Annotated in this window: 22 protein-coding genes; 11 read left to right on the forward strand and 11 right to left on the reverse strand. The window is 60.0% G+C overall.

Translation table 11 applies throughout. The features are described from left to right. The first annotated feature begins 118 nt into the window (after positions 1-118). Positions 119-3,577: a chromosome segregation protein SMC gene (smc, locus tag N4A58_RS12095; protein ID WP_293709932.1), complete on the forward strand. Its 3,459-nt coding sequence runs from the start codon at positions 119-121 to the stop codon at positions 3,575-3,577. Positions 3,578-3,628: 51 nt separating this feature from the next. Here the strand turns inward: smc and N4A58_RS12100 are convergent, their stop codons facing one another. From N4A58_RS12100 to N4A58_RS12120, 5 genes are all read right to left on the reverse strand, one after another. Beyond that, positions 3,629-4,801 (reverse strand): lytic murein transglycosylase, encoded by a 1,173-nt coding sequence (locus N4A58_RS12100; protein WP_293709934.1) that lies wholly within the window; start codon positions 4,799-4,801, stop codon positions 3,629-3,631. 63 nt (positions 4,802-4,864) lie between these two features. Beyond that, positions 4,865-5,767 carry an adenosylcobinamide-phosphate synthase CbiB gene (gene cbiB, locus N4A58_RS12105; RefSeq protein WP_293709936.1) on the reverse strand — a complete coding sequence of 301 codons (903 nt, stop codon included), beginning with the start codon at positions 5,765-5,767 and terminating at the stop codon, positions 4,865-4,867. Continuing rightward, positions 5,764-6,702, reverse strand: a complete 939-nt coding sequence (locus tag N4A58_RS12110; protein ID WP_293709938.1) for a threonine-phosphate decarboxylase — start codon at positions 6,700-6,702, stop codon at positions 5,764-5,766. The genes cbiB and N4A58_RS12110 overlap by 4 nt, the downstream gene beginning before the upstream one ends. A 64-nt stretch (positions 6,703-6,766) precedes the next feature. Continuing rightward, positions 6,767-7,741, reverse strand: coding sequence for a glutathione S-transferase family protein (locus N4A58_RS12115; protein WP_293709940.1), 975 nt, complete (start codon positions 7,739-7,741; stop codon positions 6,767-6,769). A gap of 118 nt (positions 7,742-7,859) precedes the next feature. Continuing rightward, a complete protein-coding gene (locus tag N4A58_RS12120; protein ID WP_293709942.1) occupies positions 7,860-8,252 on the reverse strand; it encodes a helix-turn-helix domain-containing protein in 393 nt (130 codons plus the stop codon). 104 nt (positions 8,253-8,356) lie between these two features. Here N4A58_RS12120 and N4A58_RS12125 point away from each other — a divergent pair, with 104 nt between their 5' ends. After that, on the forward strand, positions 8,357-9,202 hold the full coding sequence (locus N4A58_RS12125; RefSeq protein ID WP_293709944.1) for an SDR family oxidoreductase: 846 nt from the start codon (positions 8,357-8,359) through the stop codon (positions 9,200-9,202). 126 nt (positions 9,203-9,328) lie between these two features. Continuing rightward, complete coding sequence (locus N4A58_RS12130) at positions 9,329-9,679, forward strand: hypothetical protein (protein WP_293709946.1); 351 nt, start codon at positions 9,329-9,331, stop codon at positions 9,677-9,679. Positions 9,680-9,694: 15 nt separating this feature from the next. On the opposite strand, the gene N4A58_RS12135 is transcribed toward N4A58_RS12130, so the two are convergent. Then, positions 9,695-10,867, reverse strand: a complete 1,173-nt coding sequence (locus tag N4A58_RS12135; protein WP_293709948.1) for a MalY/PatB family protein — start codon at positions 10,865-10,867, stop codon at positions 9,695-9,697. Positions 10,868-10,967: 100 nt separating this feature from the next. On the opposite strand from N4A58_RS12135, the gene def (N4A58_RS12140) reads away from it, so the two are divergent. The 4 genes from def (N4A58_RS12140) to N4A58_RS12155 are packed head-to-tail and all read left to right on the forward strand — an operon-like array spanning position 10,968 to position 13,125. After that, positions 10,968-11,486 carry a peptide deformylase gene (gene def / locus N4A58_RS12140; protein ID WP_072709688.1) on the forward strand — a complete coding sequence of 173 codons (519 nt, stop codon included), beginning with the start codon at positions 10,968-10,970 and terminating at the stop codon, positions 11,484-11,486. Then, the gene (def, locus tag N4A58_RS12145; RefSeq protein WP_293709950.1) at positions 11,483-11,974 is read left to right on the forward strand and encodes a peptide deformylase; all 492 of its coding nucleotides are present in this window, start codon (positions 11,483-11,485) and stop codon (positions 11,972-11,974) included. The genes def (N4A58_RS12140) and def (N4A58_RS12145) overlap by 4 nt, the downstream gene beginning before the upstream one ends. Further along, positions 11,971-12,885, forward strand: a complete 915-nt coding sequence (gene fmt, locus N4A58_RS12150; RefSeq protein ID WP_293709952.1) for a methionyl-tRNA formyltransferase — start codon at positions 11,971-11,973, stop codon at positions 12,883-12,885. The genes def (N4A58_RS12145) and fmt overlap by 4 nt, the downstream gene beginning before the upstream one ends. A 3-nt stretch (positions 12,886-12,888) precedes the next feature. After that, positions 12,889-13,125, forward strand: a complete 237-nt coding sequence (locus N4A58_RS12155) for a hypothetical protein (protein ID WP_072709694.1) — start codon at positions 12,889-12,891, stop codon at positions 13,123-13,125. Positions 13,126-13,128: 3 nt separating this feature from the next. Here N4A58_RS12155 and N4A58_RS12160 read toward each other — a convergent pair whose 3' ends face one another. The 5 genes from N4A58_RS12160 to N4A58_RS12180 form a co-directional block, all read right to left on the reverse strand. Then, on the reverse strand, positions 13,129-13,752 hold the full coding sequence (locus N4A58_RS12160) for a trimeric intracellular cation channel family protein (protein ID WP_293709954.1): 624 nt from the start codon (positions 13,750-13,752) through the stop codon (positions 13,129-13,131). Next, positions 13,749-14,201, reverse strand: coding sequence for a ribonuclease HI (gene rnhA / locus N4A58_RS12165; protein ID WP_072709698.1), 453 nt, complete (start codon positions 14,199-14,201; stop codon positions 13,749-13,751). Before rnhA ends, N4A58_RS12160 begins: the two co-directional genes overlap by 4 nt. Next, positions 14,194-14,649, reverse strand: coding sequence for a DUF3429 domain-containing protein (locus N4A58_RS12170; RefSeq protein WP_072709700.1), 456 nt, complete (start codon positions 14,647-14,649; stop codon positions 14,194-14,196). Before N4A58_RS12170 ends, rnhA begins: the two co-directional genes overlap by 8 nt. A gap of 102 nt (positions 14,650-14,751) precedes the next feature. Further along, positions 14,752-15,702 carry a 4-hydroxy-3-methylbut-2-enyl diphosphate reductase gene (gene ispH, locus N4A58_RS12175; RefSeq protein ID WP_293709957.1) on the reverse strand — a complete coding sequence of 317 codons (951 nt, stop codon included), beginning with the start codon at positions 15,700-15,702 and terminating at the stop codon, positions 14,752-14,754. 196 nt (positions 15,703-15,898) lie between these two features. After that, the gene (locus N4A58_RS12180; protein ID WP_072709716.1) at positions 15,899-16,468 is read right to left on the reverse strand and encodes an NYN domain-containing protein; all 570 of its coding nucleotides are present in this window, start codon (positions 16,466-16,468) and stop codon (positions 15,899-15,901) included. Between the two features lie 128 nt (positions 16,469-16,596). On the opposite strand from N4A58_RS12180, the gene folK reads away from it, so the two are divergent. From folK to N4A58_RS12200, 4 genes are read left to right on the forward strand one after another with little or no spacing between them, the layout of a single operon-like run. After that, positions 16,597-17,199, forward strand: a complete 603-nt coding sequence (folK, locus tag N4A58_RS12185) for a 2-amino-4-hydroxy-6-hydroxymethyldihydropteridine diphosphokinase (protein WP_072709718.1) — start codon at positions 16,597-16,599, stop codon at positions 17,197-17,199. 37 nt (positions 17,200-17,236) lie between these two features. Continuing rightward, positions 17,237-17,593, forward strand: a complete 357-nt coding sequence (gene rpoZ, locus N4A58_RS12190; protein WP_072709720.1) for a DNA-directed RNA polymerase subunit omega — start codon at positions 17,237-17,239, stop codon at positions 17,591-17,593. A gap of 24 nt (positions 17,594-17,617) precedes the next feature. Beyond that, the gene (locus N4A58_RS12195; RefSeq protein ID WP_293709960.1) at positions 17,618-19,753 is read left to right on the forward strand and encodes a bifunctional (p)ppGpp synthetase/guanosine-3',5'-bis(diphosphate) 3'-pyrophosphohydrolase; all 2,136 of its coding nucleotides are present in this window, start codon (positions 17,618-17,620) and stop codon (positions 19,751-19,753) included. Positions 19,754-19,767: 14 nt separating this feature from the next. Beyond that, complete coding sequence (locus N4A58_RS12200) at positions 19,768-20,421, forward strand: DUF2062 domain-containing protein (protein WP_072709725.1); 654 nt, start codon at positions 19,768-19,770, stop codon at positions 20,419-20,421. The last annotated feature ends 12 nt before the right edge of the window (positions 20,422-20,433 follow it).

A 20,433-nucleotide genomic window follows, 5' to 3' on the forward strand; every position in this document is an offset into this window, starting at 1 on the left:
GTTTCCGCAATATCTTGTGGATAAGCCGTGCATAAACAATAGATCGTGATGTGGTTCCGTTGACTTCGGTGCAATGCCGCCTGCAAAATAAGCGCCTTACGACTCGCGCAGGAAAACGATGCCCCTCAAGTTCACCAAACTTCGCCTGACTGGCTTCAAAAGCTTTGTAGACCCAACGGATTTGATAATCCACGACGGTTTGACAGGGGTGGTGGGCCCTAACGGGTGCGGTAAGTCCAACCTTCTGGAAGCGCTGCGCTGGGTCATGGGCGAGAACCGCCCGACCGCCATGCGCGGCGGCGGCATGGAGGACGTGATCTTTGCTGGGGCTTCGACCCGTCCGGCCAAGAACTTTGCCGAAGTGTCCCTGCACTTGGACAACACGGACCGTCTGGCGCCGCAGGGCTTCAACGATCAGGACAGCGTGGACGTGGTGCGCCGCATCACCCGTGATGTGGGTAGCGCCTACAAGGCCAACGGCAAAGATGTGCGGGCGCGCGATATTCAGATGCTGTTCGCCGATGCCTCGACCGGTGCGCATTCGCCGGCGCTTGTGCGACAGGGGCAGATTTCCGAACTGATTAACGCCAAACCCAAGGCGCGCCGCCGCATTCTGGAAGAGGCGGCAGGGATTTCGGGGCTCTATCAGCGTCGCCACGAGGCCGAATTGCGGCTCAAGGCGACCGAGGGCAATCTGACCCGCGTGGACGATGTGATTGACCAACTCAGCCAGCAATTGGCCACGCTTCAGCGTCAGGCCAAGCAGGCTGCGCGCTATCGCGCGATTGGCGAGGAATTGCGGAAGTCCGAGGGGCAGCTCTTGTACCGCCGCTGGCGCGAGGCGGACGAAGCGCGGATGGCCGCCGAAGAGGTGCTGCGTCAGGCCAGTCTGACGGCCTCTCAGGCCGAGTCGGATTCGCGCAAAGCCTCTGCCGCCAGAGAGGAATGCGAGGGACTGCTTCCGCCGCTGCGCGAGGAAGAGGCCGTGGCCAGCGCCATTTTACAGCGCTTGCAGGTGACCCGCGATGCCTTGTCTGATCAGGAAAAACAGGCGCAGGATCGCATTCGGACGCTGCAGGGCCGGATCACCCAGCTTGCGCAGGATATTGATCGCGAGTCCGGTTTGAACCGTGATGCGGGCGAGACGATTGAACGACTGGAATGGGAAGCGCGTGAACTGGCCAAGGCCAGCGAAGGTCACGAGGACCGTCTGGCTGAAGCCAGCGATGCCGCCTCCGAAGCGGCGGCGGTTCTGGCGGATCGCGAGGCTGACCTGAGCGAGCGGACCGAAGATGTGGCCCGTTTGGCTGCGCGTCACCAGTCCGTGCAGCGCCTGCTGTCGGACACACGCCGGACCTTGGGCAAGGCCGAAGCCGAAGGCGAACGCGCGCGTCAGGCGGTTGCCGAAGCCCGCGATATCTTGGCCCGTGCGAGCGAAGATTTAGCGCGCGCAGAAGAAGAGGAAGCGATCGCGCAGGCGCAGGCCGAGGCGGCAGAGATCGCCCTGTCAGATGCCGAAAGCGCACGATCCCAGATGCAGGACCGTGAAAACGCCGCCCGCGCGGCCCGTGCCGAGGCTGAGGGCGCCGCCAATACCTTGCGCGCCGAAGCGGGCGCGTTGGCCAAATTGGTGTCGCGGGATGAGTCGGACAGCGCGCCGCTGTTGGATCAGCTGCACGTGACCGCTGGGTATGAAAAGGCCTTGGGCGCTGCGCTGGCCGATGATCTGCGCCAGCCCGCCGTCCGAGAGGGCGAAAGCGGGTGGACGTTGCTGCCGGAATACGCGGTGCCTCAGACATTGCCCGCCGGGGTCCGTCCCTTGGCCGAGGTGGTCGAGGCGCCGGCCGTTTTGGCCCGCCGCTTGTCCCAGATCGGGATCGTAACGGCCGAGGATGGCGCGCGTCTGCACGCCGTTTTGGCGCCGGGCCAGCGCTTGGTCAGTGTTGAAGGCGACCTCTGGCGTTGGGATGGTCTGCACGCAAATGCCGAAGAGGCGCCGACCGCTGCGGCCTTGCGGCTGGAGCAGTTGAACCGCTTGGAACGCCTGCGCGAGGAATTGGACGAAGCTGAAATTCGTGCCGAAGACGCCCGCGCGGCCCACGAAAAGGTCGGCGCGGAACTGGCGGAATTGGCGCGGGCGGATGCGGCTGCGCGGGATGCGCGCAGGATGGCGGACCAGCAGGTGGCCGAAGCGGGCCGTCGCGTGTCCCGACTGGAAGCAGAGCGCAACCTCGCTGAGGGCAAATTGGAAACGTTGGACCTGTCGGTGCGCCGTCATGCCGATGATGCGCTGGCCGCGCGCGAAGCGTTGACCGAGGCCGAAGCCGCCGCTGAGGATCTGGGAGATCTGGAGGCCGCACGTGCCGAGATCGAGGATCTGAAGCTCACGGTTGAGGCCTCGCGCATGACCATGATGACCAAGCGGTCCATGTGGGATGCGGTGAAGCGCGAGGGCGAGGCGCGTCTGAAGCGCAGCCAGCAGGTCACTCAGGAACTGTCAGGCTGGCGTCATCGTCTTGAGACCGCGAACCTGCGCGCCGAAGAATTGCAGGCCCGCAAAGAAGACACCGAGATCGAACTGGACGAGGCCTGCGCCGCGCCCGAAGAGATCGCGATCCGACGCGAAGAGATGAACGCGCAGATCGAGGATGCAGAACGTCGCCGGAGTGCCGCGGGGGATGCCTTGGCTGCGGCTGAGACCGCGTTGCGCGCCGCTGATATCGCCAGCCGCGATTGTGAGCGTCAGGCTGGCGAGGCCCGAGAGGCCCGCGCCCGCGCCGAGGCCCGCTTGGACGGCGCCCGCGAGACGGTGCAGCATGCCGCAGATCGGATCGAAGAAGAGTTGGAAGTCACCCCGAACGCTTTGCTGGCGCGCTTGGAATTGGACCCCAAGAACATGCCCGCCTCTGATGTGCTGGAGGAGGAAGTCACCCGTCTGCGCCGTCAGCGCGATGCCTTGGGGGCGGTGAACCTGCGCGCCGAAGAGGATATGCGGGAAGTGGCCGAAGAACATGACACTCTGGTCGGCGAAAAGCACGATCTGGAAGAGGCGATCAAGGCCCTGCGCACTGGCATTTCTGGCCTGAACAAAGAAGGGCGCGCGCGACTGCTGGCCGCATTCGATCAGGTGAACGAGAACTTCGGGATGCTGTTCACCCACCTCTTTAACGGGGGCGAGGCCAAGCTGGTCATGGTCGAGAGCGACGATCCCTTGGATGCGGGTCTAGAGATCATGTGCCAACCGCCGGGCAAGAAGCTGAGCGTGCTGAGCTTGCTGTCGGGCGGGGAGCAGACCCTGACTGCGCTGGCGCTGATTTTCGCTGTGTTCTTGGCCAATCCCGCGCCGATCTGTGTGCTGGACGAGGTCGATGCGCCTTTGGACGACGCGAACGTGACGCGCTTCTGCGATCTTTTGGACGAAATGACCCGCCGCACCGACACCCGCTTCCTGATCATCACTCACCATGCGGTAACAATGGCTCGGATGGACCGCCTGTTCGGTGTGACAATGGCTGAACAAGGGGTCAGCCAGTTGGTCTCTGTGGACCTGAAAAAAGCCGAGTCGATGGTCGCCTAAGCCCGTTTCGGTGGACGACCGATCACCGGTCGTCCAGTTCACGTTGGGCAATCAAAGTTGGTTCAGCAGCCCTTGGGTCGGCCAAGCATCGGCGGGCAGGCCCAGTTTTTGCTGAATGTCCTGCACAGCCTCTCGGGATTTCTCGCCCAAGATGCCATCTGCGCCGCCAACATCATAGCCGCGCGCTTGTAGCTTCTGCTGAAGCTGTTTGATCTGCGGACCACTGAGGCCGGGGTCGGGGTTGCCCGCGTTGTAGACCGGAGCGCCTTCGAGGCGAGTGCCGAAATAGGCAGCGGTCAGGACGTAGGTGAAACTTTGGTTCCACTCAAAGTAGACGTTGAAGTTGGGATAGGCGAGGAAGGCCGGACCTTTGCGCCCCATGGGCAGGATGATCGAAGCAGGCAGATCAGGGCGGAGCATCTGCCCGCTGCGGGCCTGAACGCCCATTGACTGCCATTCGGCGGCGGTTTTGCGGGTTTTGAGGCCGGTTTGGCTCCAGTCCAGATTTTGCGGCACGACGATTTCTTGGAGCCACGGCTCGTTGGGACGCCAGCCAAGGCCGGACAGCATCTTGGCGCCGGACATCAGCGCATCGGGTGCCGAGGTTTTCAGGCTGACATGACCGTCGCCATCGCCGTCCACGCCGTTTTCCAAAATGTCGCCGGGCAGCATTTGAACCATGCCGATCTCGCCAGCCCAAGCGCCCGTGGTGGCCTGGGGATCAAAGTCGCCCTTTTCGAACAGGCGGATCGCGGACAACACCTGCGGGCGGAAGAGCTCGGGGCGGCGGCAGTCATGGGCCAAGGTGACCAGAGCGTCACGGGTGTTGAAGTTCCCTTGGAAGCCGCCGTAGTCGGTTTCGAACGCCCAAAACGCCAAGAGCACGCCGGGGCTGATGCCGTATTGCTGCTGGATACGATCAAAGGTGCTACGGTACTGGCGCCATTTTTGCGCGCCCGCCTGCATGCGGTTCTGGCTGATCAGCATCCGCGAGAATTCGATGAAGTCCTTTTGAAAGACGCCTTGGGCACGGTCTGCCTTGAGAACTGCGCCGGATTGCTGTGCGCCCGAGAAAAAGGCGTCGACCGTGGCTTGGGAGTGGCCGCGCTGCATGGCCTCGGCCTTGAGCCCGTTGATAAAACTACCCCAATTGCCTCCACAGGTTTGGGCAGAAGCGGGCAGGGCGAGGCCGAGGGCAAAGAGGCTGGCGGTCAAGAGGCGCATAGGAAAGTCCTGTAGATCAAAGAATTGATCAGAACTTAGCACTCGCAGCGTGTCGGTAAAATGTCAGATCAGCCAGATCAGAGCAGCCAGCAAAACCATGCCGGCCCATGCGCGCCACAGCACCGTGCAAGCTGCATCGATTTGCATTGGGCCGGGATAGCGGTTGCCCGAAGGATGCACCCAAGGGAAGTCCTGCATTTGCCCATGATAGGCGCGTGGACCGGAAAGAGAGACATTCAGAACGCGGGCCATGGCGCTTTCGGGCCAACCCGCGTTGGGGGACCTGTGCTGCCGCGCCTCTGTGGGCAAGCCTCGCCACAGGTCGGGACGGCCGTGGGACAGCAGGATCAGGACCGCAGACAGGCGAGCGGGCACCCAGTTCAGCCAGTCATCAAGGCGAGCAGCGGCCCAGCCGAATTCTTCGTGACGCGGGGTGCGGTGGCCAACCATGCTGTCTGCGGTGTTGACCAATTTGTAGAGGACGATGCCGGGCAAACCGCCGATCAGAAACCAGAAGGCGGGGGCAATAACGCCATCACTGAAATTCTCGGCCGCGGATTCGATCGCGGCACGGGCGACGGCTGGTTCGTCCATCTCAGCGGTATCGCGGCCCACAATCATGGCGACAGATTTCCGGCCTCTGGTGATGGTCTGGCGCAGACCTGCGCCGACAGCCTCGACGTGTTCAACAAGTGATTTCTGAGCCAGCAGGATGGCGGCACAGACGATCTGTACGATCCAGCCAAAGCTGGACAGAATACCTGCGATGACGATCCAGAACAGGATCAATAGGCCCAGTGCGATGACGCCTTTCTGCCGCTTGTCCTCGCCCTTGTTAAAGCGCTTGTCTGCCCAGTCGATGGTACGGCCCATCAGGACGGCAGGGTGCGGAACGCGATCCCAAAGAGCCTTGGGTTCGCCCATGACCGCGTCTAGCGCCATCGCGAGTACGAGCGCGGCGCTCATAGGCTGGCCTCGAACTGGTCCCAGCGGTCGGGAGCGGGCAGGCCAAGGCGGAGCCAGCGGTCGGAGTAGGGAAAGATACGGGTCCAGACGTGGTGCTGCGCCATGCGGTCCTGCCATGCGGTTGCGTCGCCGACATCGTACAGGCGAAAAAGGGCCGTGCCACCGACGAGCTTTGCCCCCTTGCCTGTCATGATCTTGTCCATGCGGGCTTTGTCTGTGGCCAGACGGGCGCGTGTTTGCACGGCCCACTCGTCATCCATCAGGGCCCTTGTTCCGATCTCTAGAGCGGGCCCAGAGACGGCCCACGGCCCAATCATATCGCGCATCCGGTCCACCAGCGGGGTGGGGCCGATCAGGAAACCCAGACGCAATCCCGCGAGACCCCAGAACTTGCCAAAGGACTTGAGGATCAGTGTGTCGGGGCGTTCGGCCCTATGGATCAAAGTGGCCTCCGGCGTCACATCACAGAAACTTTCGTCGATGATATTGAGGCGTGCGGTCAGCGCCGCCTCTTCGGCGAGGCGACCGTCGGGGTTGTTTGGGTGGACAACAACGGTGGCGTCTGTCCCCTGTGGAGACACATCCCAACCGCACGCGGTAAAGGCAGCGGCATGTTCGTTGTAGGTTGGGGTGGGGATATTCACAGCGCCGGTTTGCGCCAGTGCGGGAATGCGCGCAATCAGGCTCGACGCGCCGGGTGCAGAGATCACGGAAGCGCCTTTGGGCACATTCCAAAAGCGCCGCGCCACGTCAGACAGTGCATATCTCGCATTCAAATCGGGCAGCGCGTTCCACGCGTCCGCGCTGATTTCGCCGACGGGGTAGGGGACAGGGTTGATGCCAGTCGACAGGTCAAGCCAGCCGTCCCGTGTGCCGCCATACTGCGCTATCGCGGCGTCGATGCCGCCCCCGTGGTCTCTGGTTTTGACCGCCATCGTCTGCGCCCCTTGTTCGTCTGGGGCGCAGGTTGCCGATTGAACGGCGCGGGGCAAGTCAAAATTAGCCGCGACCGTGGGGTGCGTCGAAATCCAGCACCGGATTGATCGGAATGATGCGGTTCGGATTAATCATGTCGTGGCTGTAGTGGTAGTGGCGCACGATGTGATCCAAGTTCACCGTCGGTGCGACACCGGGGCGTTGGTACAGCTCGCGAACGTAGCCCCACATGTTCGGGTAGTCGATGATCCGCTTGCGATTGCACTTGAAGTGCTGGTGATAGACCGAGTCGAACCGGACCAAAGTGGTGAACAGGCGCCAGTCGGCCTCAGTCAAGTGGTCGCCGGTTAAATAACGATTGGTGCTGAGGATCTGTTCGATCCAATCTAGGCTGTCGAACAGCGGGTGCACCGCCTCGTCATACGCATCCTGAGAGGTCGCGAAGCCGGCCTTGTAGACGCCGTTGTTCACCGTGTCGTAGATGCGGCTGTTCAGCGTCTCGATCTGGTCGCGCAGGGAAACGGGCCAATAATCATCGGTGTTGCCGGTCAAGTCGTTGAACGCGCTGTTTAGCATCCGAATAATTTCGGCGCTTTCGTTCGACACGATGGTGTTGGTCTTCTTGTCGAAGAGGACAGGCACGGTCACGCGGCCAGTCATTTCGGGCAACACCTTGGTGTAGACCTCGCGCAGGTAATCCAGCCCGAACAGGGTGTCACCGGTCGCTGCGGGGTAGTCGGTCGAGAACGTCCACCCCTCGCCCAGCATTTCGGGGTGCACGACGCTGACGCTGATGTGGGATTCCAGTTCTTTGATCGCGCGGAAAATCAGGGTGCGGTGCGCCCAAGGGCATGCGTAAGACACATAGAGGTGGTAGCGACCGCTCTCGGCGGCATAGCCACTGTCGCCGGTAGGGCCTGCGCTGCCGTCCGCGGTCACCCAGCTACGGAACTTCGCTTGATCGCGGACGAATTTTCCGCCCGTTTCAGAAGTGTCGTACCATTTGTCTTTCCATTCGCCGTCTACCAGCAGTCCCATCGGGGCCTCGCAATCTGTCAGTCAGTGTTCCAATTTGAACAGAACGTAGGGCGATCACGGGTCCGTGCACACAGGTAGGGCCGCGCATATCCCCTGCCAAAATGCACATAGGGCCGCTTTAGGCGGTTTCTGCGGGGCTATTTTCGGGTTTCAAGATGCGGGGCAGGTTGCCTTCGATCCAGTCGGCTAGAGCGCGCACATGCTCGGCCACTTCTTCGCCCATCGGTGTCAGAGTGTAGTCCACCCGTGGGGGCACTTCACCGTGGTCATGGCGCCGTACAAAACCGTCTTCTTCCAATGTTTGAAGGGTCTGGGCGAGCATACGATCACTCACGCCGCCTACCATCCGGCGGAGTTCGGCGAACCGTTTGGTGCCGCCCTGCAGAGCGATCAGAACCAAAACGCCCCAGCGGCTGGTGACGTGTTTTAGGATGTCGCGAGACGGGCAGGCGCTGGCCAGAACATTGCCGCGCAGGGCCCCGCTGTGAATGGCGTCGCTGAGGGATGTCATGAAACCTCCGAAAAAATCTATGCACTAACATTTATGTACGTACTTACGAAATACAAGCGCTATGTCTAGCTATGGGTCATCGAAACACGGTTGAGGATTTTGAAATGACCATCGCGATCACCGGCGCCACCGGCCAACTGGGCCGCATTGTTATCAATCAATTGAAAGCCAAGATTCCTGCAGAGCAGATTGTGGCTCTGGTCCGTTCACCCGAAAAGGCGGCGGACTTGGGTGTCGAGGCGCGGGTCTTTGATTACGACAAGCCAGAAACCCTAGAGCCTGCACTATCGGGCGTGGATAAGCTGCTGCTGATTTCGGGAAGCGAGATTGGCAAGCGGATCGACCAGCACACCGCGGTCATCAATGCGGCCAAAGCAGCGGGCGTCCCCTATATCGCCTACACCAGCCTGCTGAACGCGACCGAGAACACGCTCTCGCTGGCCCCTGAACACGTTGCTACCGAAGAGCTGCTGGCCGACTCGGGCATTCCGCACACGTTGTTGCGCAATGGTTGGTATACCGAAAACTACACTATGAGCTTGCCGGCTGCGGTCGAACATAACGCGCTGATTGGTGCGGCGGGGGATGGGCGTATTTCGTCGGCCTCACGGGTGGATTATGCTGCGGCTGCAGTGGCCGTGCTGACCGGCGAAGGGCACGTGGGCAAAGCCTATGAGCTTTCGGGCGATTCGGCTTATACGCTGATCGAATTGGCCGCCGAGGTGTCCAAACAGACGGGCAAGGATATTCCTTATGTGAACATGTCCGAAGCTGAGTATGCGGCAGCGCTGACACAGGCGGGCCTGCCCGAAGGGTTCGCTGCGGCGCTCGCCAGCTTTGACGCCGAAGCGTCCAAAGGCGCGCTTTATGATGATGGAAATACCCTGTCTGGCTTGATCGGACGGCCCACGACGCCCCTGTCTGATGTGGTGGCTGCGGCCTTGGCATAACGCCGGAAATGCTCATGGCACGCGCGTTGCAGGAAGGCTGCAGCGCGCGACCTTTGTCGAAGTTATCCATTGGAAACTTGACCTTAGTCTTTCGCGTGTCATGCTCGGAGTGCGATGGAGGGTCAGATGTCAACGTTTTTGCCAAAAGATGTAGAGGACGGACTGCGGGATGCGGTAATCGCAAACCAGCGCCGCCAAAGCCGTTTGCGGGTGCAGAACGGAGAAGAGAGCTACAAAGTTCTGAAAATGTGGTCGAACGGGTTTTCGGTTGCGACCGAAGATGCGCCCCATTTGCGCGGGTTGGTCGACCTGTACGACGCTGGGCGTCACCTGTCGCAGGCGCTGATCGTGGCATCCGAAGTGGGCGACGGCGAAATGCGCTACGAGTTCAAGCGCAGCACGCCGGCCGCTGACAAACCGCCTGTGGATTTCGCCGAAGATCCGAACGCGCCAGCGGGTTTGCTGCCCCGCCTGTAACGGGGCAGCCTGTGCTTACTGCAGGTCACTAAAGGCGGCCTTCAGACGTTCTGCTGCTTCGGCAACGCGGGCGCGCGGCGTTGCAAAGTTAAACCGCATAAAGGTCTCGCCGCCTTTGCCAAAGGTTTCGCCGTGGTTGGCTGCAATGCGGGCGTCTTGTTCGATGCGTTTCTTGTACTCGGACTGGTCCATGCCCGTACCTGAAAAATCGACCCACGCCAGATAGGTCGACTCCATCGGCATGGAGGTCACGCCTGGGATGCTCTTTAGAGCTTCGTCCAAGAGGCGACGGTTGCCATCCAGATACTCTACCAAGGCATCCACCCACTCTGCACCTTCGGGCGAATAGGCGGCGGTGGTCATCTCCAGACCGAACGAGTTGCCCGAAATGCCCAAAGCCATCATGCGGGCGCTGAATTTGGCGCGCAGGGTGTCGTCGGGGATGATGACGTTGCCGGTATGGCTGCCCGCGATGTTAAAAGTCTTGGTCGTGGCGGTCATCATCACCAGTCGGTCCATGATGTCAGGCGCAGCGACAGCCATGACGTGATGTTTGTTGCCGGGCATGACCAGATCGTGGTGAATCTCATCCGACACAAGGATCAGGTCGTGGCGCTTGGCGAACGCGGCCACGCCCTTCAGTTCCTCCAGCGTCCAGACACGGCCACCGGGATTATGGGGCGAGCACAGGATGACCATCTTTTCGTTGCCGGTCATCTGGGCGTCATAGGCATCGAAGTCCATCTTGTAGATGCCATCTTCGATCACCAGCGGGCACTCGACGACCTCGCGTCCAGCTGCGCGGATGGTGCGGGCAAACGCGTGGTAGACGGGTGTGAACAGGACCACGCCTTCACCGGGGTTGGTGTAGGTATCCACGCACATACCGGTTCCGTTGACCAATCCATGAGTGGTCATGATTGCCTTCGCGTCGACGGTCCAGCCGTGGCGGTTGTCCATCCACCACTGGATCGCACCTTTGTAGTCCTGATCGCCGCCGAAATAGCCATAGACCCCATGCTCTGCCATCTTCTCGACCGCGCGCTGAACGCTGGCGGGCGGGCGGAAGTCCATGTCGGCAACCCACATCGAAATCCCGTCCGTAGGCGAGACGCCGTACAAGGGCTCCATCTGGTCCCATTTCGCGGAATGAGTGCCCACGCGGTCGATGATTTCGTCAAAATTCATGGGGGTGCGTCCTTTTTTAGTCCTGCCGGCAGGCTATCGCGGTGTTTTGCGGACGCAAGGGGCGTTGCGTGATCGAGCGCCATCGCCTAGATGAATTTTTATGATACGCCCCATTCTGATCCACCCCGACCCGCGCCTGAAAAAGGTATGTGCCCCCGTGGCCGACATCTCGGACGACCTGCGCAAGCTGGCCGACGATATGCTGGAAACGATGTATGATGCGCCCGGCATCGGGCTCGCCGCGCCGCAGATCGGTGTCATGGATCGCGTGATCGTCATGGATTGCGTCAAAGAGGACGGCGAAGCGCCCCAGCCCATGGTGATGTTCAACCCCGAAGTCATCCTGAATTCGGACGACACGAACGTCTACGAAGAGGGTTGCCTGTCGATCCCCGACCAGTTTGCCGAAGTCACACGCCCCAAAGAGGTCAAGGTGCGCTGGCTGGACCGCGACGGCAATCTGCAAGAGCAGGACTTTGACGGGCTCTGGGCGACTTGCGTGCAGCACGAGATCGACCATCTGAACGGCAAGCTGTTCATTGATTACCTTGGCCCGATGAAACGCCAGATGATCACACGCAAGTCCATGAAGTTGAAGAAAGAGCGGGCCCGTTCGTGAGACGTAAGACTCTGCCCTATACCGACAAGCGTCTTCGCACAGTCGCCGCGCCGGTCGAAGAGATCACCGACGAAATCCGCGCAATCTGGCAGGACATGATCGACACTATGGAAGCGATGCCCGGCGTTGGGCTGGGCGCGAACCAGATCGGTGTCTTGCAGCGCTTGATCGTGGTCGATGCCAGCGATGAACGTGGTCAGGCCGTGCGCATGGCGAACCCCGAAATCTTGCACGCCTCGGTGAAACTGCGCGAGCACGAAGAGGCGAGCCCGCACCTGCCCGGGGTGTCGGCGCGGATCGAGCGTCCTCGGGCCGTCACCGTGCGCTACATTGATGAAAACGGCGAGACGGTGGAAAAGGATTTTGTCGGCCTCTGGGCGACCAGCGTGCAGCACCAGATCGACCACCTGAACGGCAAGCTCTACACCGACTACCTGTCCAAGGTGAAACGCGACATGCTGGTCCGCAAATCGAGGAAGTTCCAATGAAGGTTGTTTTCATGGGCACGCCCGATTTCTCGATTCCGGTGCTGGATGCACTGGTCGAGGCGGGCCATGAGGTCGTTAGCGTCTACTGCCAGCCACCCCGTCCTGCGGGGCGCGGCAAGAAGGATCGCCCAACCCCCGTCCATGCACGCGCGGAAGCCTTGGGCCTGCCCGTCCGCCATCCCGTCAGCCTGAAGGGCGAAGCCGAGCAGGCGGAATTTGCAGCGTTGGGCGCCGATGTGGCGGTCGTGGTGGCCTATGGCCTGATCCTGCCCCAAGCCATTCTGGATGCGCCCGCCAAGGGTTGCCTGAACATCCACGCCTCTTTGCTGCCGCGTTGGCGCGGGGCCGCACCGATCCATCGCGCAATCATGTCGGGCGACGCGGCCACTGGAATCTGCATCATGCAGATGGAGGCAGGTCTGGACACAGGTCCCGTATTGCTGCGCAAAGAAACTCCGATCGGCGAGACCGAGACCACCGATCAGTTGCACAACCGTCTGTCCACCATGGGCGCGGACTGCATTGTCGAGGCTCTGTCGGCGCTTGAGACCTTAACGCCGGAAGTTCAGCCTGAAGATGGCGTTACGTATGCGTCGAAAATCGACAAAACCGAAGCCGCCGTCGATTGGGCCAAGCCTGCGATTGAGATCAGCCGACAGATCCGCGGCCTTGCAACCTTTCCCGGTGCGTGGACCACACACAAGGGCGAGCGGATCAAACTGCTGGGGGCCGAACTGGCCGAGGGACAGGGCGATGCTGGCACTGTGATCGGACCTGCCCTGACCGTTGCCTGCGCAGAGGGCGCAGTCCGCATCACCAAGGCGCAACGCGCGGGCAAGGGCGCTCAGGACATTGACACTTTTCTGCGCGGATGGCCCATTGAAACAGGCGAAAAACTAGGGTCGGAGTAAGCGATGTTTCCCGTATTGATCGGCACCGTAGTGATCGCAGGCATTGTGGGCTACGTCTCCGAGCGTTCGGGCTTCACGCGCAACGGCTATTTGCCGTCCATCGTGATCTGCGTGGGCGGCGCGTTTCTGTTCTACTTCGTGACTATCATGTTCGGCATTGGATTTCGCAGTCCGGGCCTGAACGCCATCATCGCGTCGATTGGGGCGCTGATCATCGTTCCGACTCACTTTCGGCGCTGATGATTACTGACGCGGCGGGCGGTGCCGATAGTTCGGCAGCTTCCACCCGAACAGCAGGCTTCCCCCGCGCACGACAAATGTCGCAGCCGCGCCTGCGGACAGATAGATCACCGGATCGGGAATAATCAGGGCCAACAGGGCGGACGTGATTGACCCCGCGAGTGCGGCGGTGACGTAGAGTTCTCCGTGCCGCAAGACCAAGGGAACGTCATTGCACACCACATCGCGCATCAGCCCGCCAAAACAGCCTGTAATCATGCCCATGATGGTGACGATCATCGGGCTCTGGCCCACTTCGTGTGCGGCAGAGACCCCTGCCACAACCGCAGTCGACAGGGCGACGGCATCGAGCCATCGGATCGCGGCATAGCGGCTCTCGAGTTGCGGGGCGATCAGAAAAACCAGGGCCGCCGCGAGCAGGGCGGCCAGAATGTAAATCGGGTCCGCGATCCAGAATACAGGGTTCCGGTCCAAGAGCACATCGCGAACCGTGCCGCCGCCAACCGCTGTCAGGCAGGCCACGAAGCCAAAGCCCACGGGGTCCAGCTGCTGACGGCTCGCGACCAGCGCGCCAGACAAGGCGAACACGAACACCGCTGCCAGATCGAGGGCGTAGGTCGCTGTCATTTCTTGAAAGGGGCCATACCCGCGCGGGCCAGTTCATCGGCGCGCTCGTTCTCGGGGTGGCCTGCGTGGCCCTTGACCCATTCCCATTTTACTTCGTGCCTTTGCCGCGCCTCGTCGAGGCGGCGCCACAGGTCTTCGTTCTTGACCGGCTTTTTGGTGCTGGTTTTCCAGCCGTTCTTTTTCCAGCTGAACATCCACTGGGTGATGCCGCCTTTGACATAGGCGCTGTCGGTCACCACGGTGATGGTGCTGGGGCGCTCTAGCGCCTCCAGCGCGTTGATCGCGGCCAAGAGTTCCATACGGTTGTTGGTCGTCTCGGCCTCGCCGCCTTTGAGCTCGCGCTCTTTCACCACGTCTTCACCTGACTTTGCTTGTAACAGGGCGCCCCAGCCTCCAGGACCGGGGTTTCCGCTGCATGCTCCGTCGGTGTAGGCGTATAGATCAGGCAAAAGCTGTAATTCCTAGGCAGATGACAACAAGGATGGTCAGCATGATACGCAGCTGGAGCCACCACTTCGGGTTCATCCCCAGATAATTGTAATAGACGTCGAGCGCCAGTAGGGCGACGAATCCGACGATCAGGTTGATCGCGGAATTCATGGTGCCATCGCCCACCATGAAGAAGGCCCAGATGGTCGGCAGGCACGACAGGCCAAGGCCATAGGCGCGCAGGGTGTCATCTTCGACCGTGGCCGAGAAGCCCCAGAGAATGCCCGAAATGAAACAGAGCACGATCAGGCCATAGGACAGCTGGATGTACGGCGCAGACATACGCGAGCCCAAGGTCATTAGGCTCCATTCATTCAGTTCGGGGTAAAGGATGCAGGCAGCGCCCCATGCAAAGGGGATGACGCCTGCAAAACCTAAGATAAGGGCGGGCAAAGGGATTCTGGTCATAACTAACTCCAATCAGTGCGGCCATTGGCCGTTGAAATTAGTTCACTCCCTAGCGGTTTCACGCCCCCGGTCTTTGAGCCAGATCATGTAGGTTGAAGTGAATTACGCAGGTACGCGCAGGACGCGAGGCACTTTGAATTCGACATTCTCTTTGGCCGTTTCCACCATCTCAACAGTGACGTCGAAACGCTCGCGGAAGGCATCGATGACTTCGTTCACCAAAACCTCTGGGGCCGAAGCGCCAGCGGTGATGCCAAGGCTGCGGATTTCACCCAAGGCGCGCCAGTCAATCTCGGTTGCGCGCTGTACAAGTTGCGCATAGTTGCAACCGTTCTTGGCGGCGACTTCGACCAGTCGTTTGGAGTTCGAAGAGTTCGGCGCGCCAACAACCAAAAGGGCATCGCAATCGGGCGCGACCGCTTTGACCGCTTCTTGGCGGTTGGTGGTGGCGTAGCAGATGTCTTCTTTGTGGGGGCCGACGATCGCGGGGAACCGCTCGCGCAGCGCGGCCACGATGTCGATGGTGTCATCCACGGACAGGGTGGTCTGGGTGACAAAGGCCAGCTTGGATGGATCGCGGACGTTGACCTTGGCCACATCCTCGACTGTTTCCACCAGCAGAACTTCACCTTCAGGCAGCTGGCCCATGGTGCCAAGCGTCTCTGGGTGGCCCGCGTGGCCGATCATGATCATCTGAAGACCGTTTTCGAAGTGACGCTCTGCCTCGATATGCACTTTGCTGACCAGCGGGCAGGTGGCATCGACGTACACCATCTCGCGTTTGGCGGCTGCGGCGGGCACGGATTTCGGAACGCCGTGGGCCGAAAAGATCACAGGGCGGTCGTCGGGGCATTCGTCCAGCTCTTCGACAAAGACAGCGCCCTTGTCGCGCAGGGAATCTACCACGAACCGGTTGTGCACGATCTCGTGGCGGACATAGACCGGCGCGCCCCATTTCTCGATGGCCATTTCGACAATCTTAATGGCGCGGTCCACACCGGCGCAGAACCCGCGGGGGGCTGCGAGATAGATGGTCAGCTGTGGCTTGGTCATACCTACCGTCCTGTCATGCACATTTGCCCCAGACCTAATGCATGGGGGCCGCCTTCGCAATTGGCGGGCCGGAGATCGTGATGAAGGGGGGGATGGGCCCCGTCTGGATACCTGCGATGTGAGTGGTGCAGTGTCCTCGGGGCCGATACTCGTACAGTGGGTTGTTCTGACGGCGCGGTGGGCACGTCGTCAGAACTTAGTCGTCTTTGGAGGTGTCGTCCGAACGGTCGGGCATTTCGCGCGGGGGGCGGCCGATCACTTCTTTCAGATCGTTCAGATCAATGAAGTTGTCTGCCTGACGGCGCAGTTCATCGGCGATCATTGGGGGCTGGCTGCGGATAGTCGACACGACCGAAACACGAACACCCTGACGCTGCAGGCTTTCGACCAGCGGACGGAAGTCGCCATCGCCAGAGAACAGCACGATGTGGTCCACGTGAGGCGCCAGTTCCATCGCGTTGACAGTCAACTCGATGTCCATGTTGCCCTTGACCTTACGGCGGCCTTGGCTGTCGGTGTATTCCTTGGCCGGTTTGGTGACCATGGAAAAGCCGTTGTAGTGCAGCCAGTCAACCAGAGGACGGATCGGCGAGTATTCGTCGTTCTCGAGCAGAGCGGTGTAGTAGAACGCGCGCAGGAGTTTACCGCGTCGCATGAATTCTTGGCGAAGAAGCTTGTAATCGATGTCGAAGCCAAGCGACTTAGCCGCTGCGTAGAGGTTCGATCCATCAATGAACAGAGCCAATCGCTCGTCCTTGTAGAACATGAAAATTCCTTTCGGTAATTGGATGCCGTTAAAGGTGAGTGGTCTTATCTGGGCATCTTAGAACGAAGTATGGTGAACTGTGCAAAACTCAAGCGTTGAACGCAGTCAGCAATATTGGGGTAGGGGACATGAAAAAGTATAATCAGGTCATTTTTTCTATCGGTGGCAATCAAGAGGTTGATGTTTCAAAAAATATCGAGTTGCAAGTCAGAGTAGCCAGTCTTTTCAGGGAACGCGACGTTTTTCCGCTCTCAATTTCGAAATTCTACCTTACACCAGCCTTTCCGGCCGGAATCGGTGCAGATTTCGTGAACTGTGCGATTCGTGCAAATACCCTTCTATCGGCGCATCAAGTTTTGCAGATTTGCCATCAAATCGAGGCGGAAATGGGGCGGAAACGGATTGTTCGTTGGGGCGAACGTGTAATCGATATCGATCTGATTTCTTTCAATGAACAGGTGAGCCCAGACACCGAAACTTACCAAGAATGGGTCGACCTGCCCTTGGAACGGCAGAAAACAAAGGCCCCGGAGCAATTGATTCTGCCACACCCCCGCGTGCAGGATCGCGCATTTGTGTTGGTCCCCTTGTGTGACATATCCGAAGATTGGGTTCATCCTGTCACGAAGCTGACTGCGCGACAGCTTCGTGACAGCCTGCCTGACACCGAGGTTGACTCAGTGCAAGCGATCGACGGAACACGGGTTGTAAATTACCCCGAGCCCGTATAAATAAGCGCTTTCTACAAGCCTGCTAAGTGGAGATCCCATGGCCCGCGTTACCGTTGAAGACTGCGTCGACAAGGTTCCGAACCGTTTTGATCTGGTGATGCTTGCTGCCCATCGGGCACGCGAGATTTCTGCTGGTGCGTCGCTCACGGTCGAACGTGACAACGACAAAAACCCTGTCGTTGCCCTGCGCGAGATCGCAGAAGAGACCCAGTCGGCTGATTCGCTGCGTGAGCGCATGATTGAATCGAACCAGACCCAGATCGAAGTTGATGAGCCCGAAGATGATTCGATGGCTCTGCTCATGGGTGCGGAAACTGCTGACAAGCCGCAGGACGACGATATGTCCGAAGAAAAGCTGCTGCGCGCTCTGATGGAAGCTCAGGGTCAGAAGTAATTTGCCGATACAGGGCTAACCGGAATGATTGCAGCGCAAGACCTGGTCGCCCTGGTCCGCAACTACAACCCGAAGACCAATGCCGAGTTGATCGAGGCGGCCTATGACTATGGCCGCCTTATGCATGACGGGCAGTTCCGCCACTCGGGCGAGCCCTACTTTACGCATCCCGTTGCTGTTGCGGCGATCTTGACCGAGCAGCGTTTGGATGATGCGACGATCATCACCGCACTCCTGCACGATACGATCGAAGACACCAAATCCACTTATTCCGAGATTACAGAGCGCTTTGGCCAAGAAGTCGCCGATCTGGTTGATGGTGTGACGAAGCTAACCAATTTGCAGCTGTCCTCGACCGAAACCAAGCAGGCCGAGAACTTCCGCAAGCTGTTCATCGCGATGTCCAAGGACCTGCGCGTGATTCTGGTCAAGCTGGCCGACCGTCTGCACAACATGCGCACGATCAAGGCGATGCGCCCTGAAAAGCAGGCGCAAAAGGCCCGCGAGACCATGGAAATCTTTGCCCCACTGGCAGGCCGTATGGGCATGCAGTGGATGCGCGAAGAGCTAGAGGACTTGTCCTTCCGCGTGCTGAATCCCGAAGGACGCGCCAGCATCATGCGCCGCTTTGTCATGCTGCACAAAGAGGCGGGCGATGTGGTCCACCGGATCACCGGCGACATGCGCAATCTCTTGGAAAAGCAGGAGATCGAGGCCGAGGTCTTTGGCCGCGCCAAGAAGCCCTATTCGATCTGGCGCAAGATGCAGGCCAAGGATCAGGGTTTTAGCCGCCTGTCGGACATCTATGGCTTCCGCATCATTACCGAGTCTGAAGAGGACTGCTATCGCGCACTGGGAGCGATCCACCAGCGCTGGCGTGCGGTTCCGGGCCGGTTCAAGGATTACATCAGCCAGCCAAAATCCAACGGCTATCGCTCGATCCACACCACGGTGTCGGGACGCGATGGTCGCCGCGTCGAGGTGCAGATTCGCACTCGTCAGATGCATGATGTGGCGGAAACCGGTGTGGCCGCGCACTGGTCCTACCGAGACGGTGTGCGCAGCGGGAACCCGTTTGCCGTAGATCCCGCGAAATGGCTGGCCAGCCTGACCGAACGCTTCGAAGAGGATGACGATCACGATGCCTTCCTCGAGGCGGTGAAGCTGGAAATGTACACGGACAAGGTGTTCTGTTTCACGCCGAAGGGGGAGGTGATCAAACTTCCCAAAGGCGCGACGCCGATCGACTTTGCCTACGCGATCCACACGCGGATTGGGAACGCCTGCGTCGGGGCCAAAGTTGATGGCCTGCGTGTGCCCCTTTGGACCCGCCTAAAAAACGGCCAAAGCGTTGTGATCATTACGGCGGAGGGGCAGACGCCGCAGGCCACTTGGATCGACATCGTCGCCACCGGCCGCGCGAAATCGGCGATCCGCCGCGCATTGCGTGCCGAGGATCGTGAACGCTTTATCAAGCTGGGCCGCGAGCTGGCTCGCGTTGCGTTTGAACATGTCGGCAAAAAGGCGACTGACAAGGCGCTCTCTACTGCCGCGACCGCCCTGCGCATTCCCGACGGCGAAGAGTTGTTAGCGCGTCTGGGCAGTGCAGAGATCACTGGCACCGAAGTTGTCGCCGCGATCTACCCGAACCTGAAACTCAACACCTCTGCCGAGGTGGAGCCGAAACGCGCTGTGATCGGCCTTGAAGCGGGACAAAGCTTTACGCTGGCGCCGTGCTGTCAGCCGGTTCCGGGTGAACGGATCGTGGGCATCACGACCCGCGGGCAGGGCGTCATGGTGCACGCCATTGACTGCGAGGCTCTGGCCGAGTTCGAGGATCAGACTGGCCGCTGGATGGACATCTATTGGCACGGCGGCGAGCACCCGGCCAAGTATCCTGTCTCGCTTGATCTTACGATTAGCAATGATGCAGGTGTACTGGGGCGGATCTGCACTCTGATCGGCGAGCAGAAAGCGAATATCTCGGATCTGCATTTCCTTGATCGCAAACCTGATTTTTACCGACTGATGGTTGATGTCGACCTCAAGGATGTGGAACACCTCCACCGTGTCATGACGGCGCTACAAGCGGACAGTGACGTAGCGGAAATCTCCCGCTGCCGCGATGCGAGCCGCCTTCATGCTTCGGGTGACAAGTAAGAGAGGTAGCTGGCGTGGTCTTTAAGCGTCGTGATAAACGCACGCTTTGGCAGATCGCCAAGGACTTCCTTTGGCCCAAAGGCGGCTGGAAACGTGCGTTTCACTACGTGCGCCACCGCGTCTACCGACTGCCCGATACACCGGAAAAGATTGCGCGCGGGATCATGGCGGGGCTCTTCACGACCTTTACACCCTTGTATGGCCTGCACTTTTTCATCGCGGCGGGGCTGGCGTTTATTTTGCGCGGCAACATCTTGGCGTCGATCCTCGGGACGTTTTTCGGAAACCCGTTGACCTATGTGCCGATCGCGGTGATCTCGATGAAGACGGGCTACTTCTTTCTGGGGATCGAGGACGGGCACCGGCTGGACAAGTCGCTGGTCGAGAAGTTCTTTGATGCTGGTGAGAACCTGCTGCAGAACTGCATTGCCTTCTTCACTGGCGAGTATACGGACTGGAGCCGACTCGAGGTGTTTTACCACGAGGTTTTCTTTCCCTATCTGGTCGGGGGAATTTTACCCGGATTGGTCCTGTCAATTGTCGGCTATTACGTCACATTACCCCTCATCCGGGCCTACCAGAAACGGCGGCGCGGGACTTTGGCAGCGCGCCTAGCGTCGCTCAAGAAACGGAAACATGCGAAAGACAGCGGGTCTTCGCGGCACTGACTTTGAAACTTG

It is taken from the genome of Donghicola sp., assembly GCF_025210255.1.
GTDB classification, from domain to species: domain Bacteria; phylum Pseudomonadota; class Alphaproteobacteria; order Rhodobacterales; family Rhodobacteraceae; genus Donghicola; species Donghicola eburneus.

What these genes read in the sequence shown, in the direction of transcription:
- N4A58_RS12100 (WP_293709934.1), bottom strand. Translation starts at nt 4,801, where the DNA reads ATGCGCCTCTTGACCGCCAGCCTCTTTGCCCTCGGCCTCGCCCTGCCC.
- N4A58_RS12170 (WP_072709700.1), bottom strand. Translation starts at nt 14,649, where the DNA reads ATGACCAGAATCCCTTTGCCCGCCCTTATCTTAGGTTTTGCAGGCGTC.
- cbiB (WP_293709936.1), bottom strand. Translation starts at nt 5,767, where the DNA reads ATGAGCGCCGCGCTCGTACTCGCGATGGCGCTAGACGCGGTCATGGGC.
- N4A58_RS12110 (WP_293709938.1), bottom strand. Translation starts at nt 6,702, where the DNA reads ATGGCGGTCAAAACCAGAGACCACGGGGGCGGCATCGACGCCGCGATA.
- N4A58_RS12155 (WP_072709694.1), top strand. Translation starts at nt 12,889, where the DNA reads ATGTTTCCCGTATTGATCGGCACCGTAGTGATCGCAGGCATTGTGGGC.
- N4A58_RS12135 (WP_293709948.1), bottom strand. Translation starts at nt 10,867, where the DNA reads ATGAATTTTGACGAAATCATCGACCGCGTGGGCACTCATTCCGCGAAA.
- smc (WP_293709932.1), top strand. Translation starts at nt 119, where the DNA reads ATGCCCCTCAAGTTCACCAAACTTCGCCTGACTGGCTTCAAAAGCTTT.
- N4A58_RS12120 (WP_293709942.1), bottom strand. Translation starts at nt 8,252, where the DNA reads ATGACATCCCTCAGCGACGCCATTCACAGCGGGGCCCTGCGCGGCAAT.
- rpoZ (WP_072709720.1), top strand. Translation starts at nt 17,237, where the DNA reads ATGGCCCGCGTTACCGTTGAAGACTGCGTCGACAAGGTTCCGAACCGT.
- N4A58_RS12125 (WP_293709944.1), top strand. Translation starts at nt 8,357, where the DNA reads ATGACCATCGCGATCACCGGCGCCACCGGCCAACTGGGCCGCATTGTT.
- ispH (WP_293709957.1), bottom strand. Translation starts at nt 15,702, where the DNA reads ATGACCAAGCCACAGCTGACCATCTATCTCGCAGCCCCCCGCGGGTTC.
- fmt (WP_293709952.1), top strand. Translation starts at nt 11,971, where the DNA reads ATGAAGGTTGTTTTCATGGGCACGCCCGATTTCTCGATTCCGGTGCTG.
- N4A58_RS12130 (WP_293709946.1), top strand. Translation starts at nt 9,329, where the DNA reads ATGTCAACGTTTTTGCCAAAAGATGTAGAGGACGGACTGCGGGATGCG.
- N4A58_RS12160 (WP_293709954.1), bottom strand. Translation starts at nt 13,752, where the DNA reads ATGACAGCGACCTACGCCCTCGATCTGGCAGCGGTGTTCGTGTTCGCC.
- N4A58_RS12180 (WP_072709716.1), bottom strand. Translation starts at nt 16,468, where the DNA reads ATGTTCTACAAGGACGAGCGATTGGCTCTGTTCATTGATGGATCGAAC.
- N4A58_RS12115 (WP_293709940.1), bottom strand. Translation starts at nt 7,741, where the DNA reads ATGGGACTGCTGGTAGACGGCGAATGGAAAGACAAATGGTACGACACT.
- def (WP_072709688.1), top strand. Translation starts at nt 10,968, where the DNA reads ATGATACGCCCCATTCTGATCCACCCCGACCCGCGCCTGAAAAAGGTA.
- N4A58_RS12195 (WP_293709960.1), top strand. Translation starts at nt 17,618, where the DNA reads ATGATTGCAGCGCAAGACCTGGTCGCCCTGGTCCGCAACTACAACCCG.
- folK (WP_072709718.1), top strand. Translation starts at nt 16,597, where the DNA reads ATGAAAAAGTATAATCAGGTCATTTTTTCTATCGGTGGCAATCAAGAG.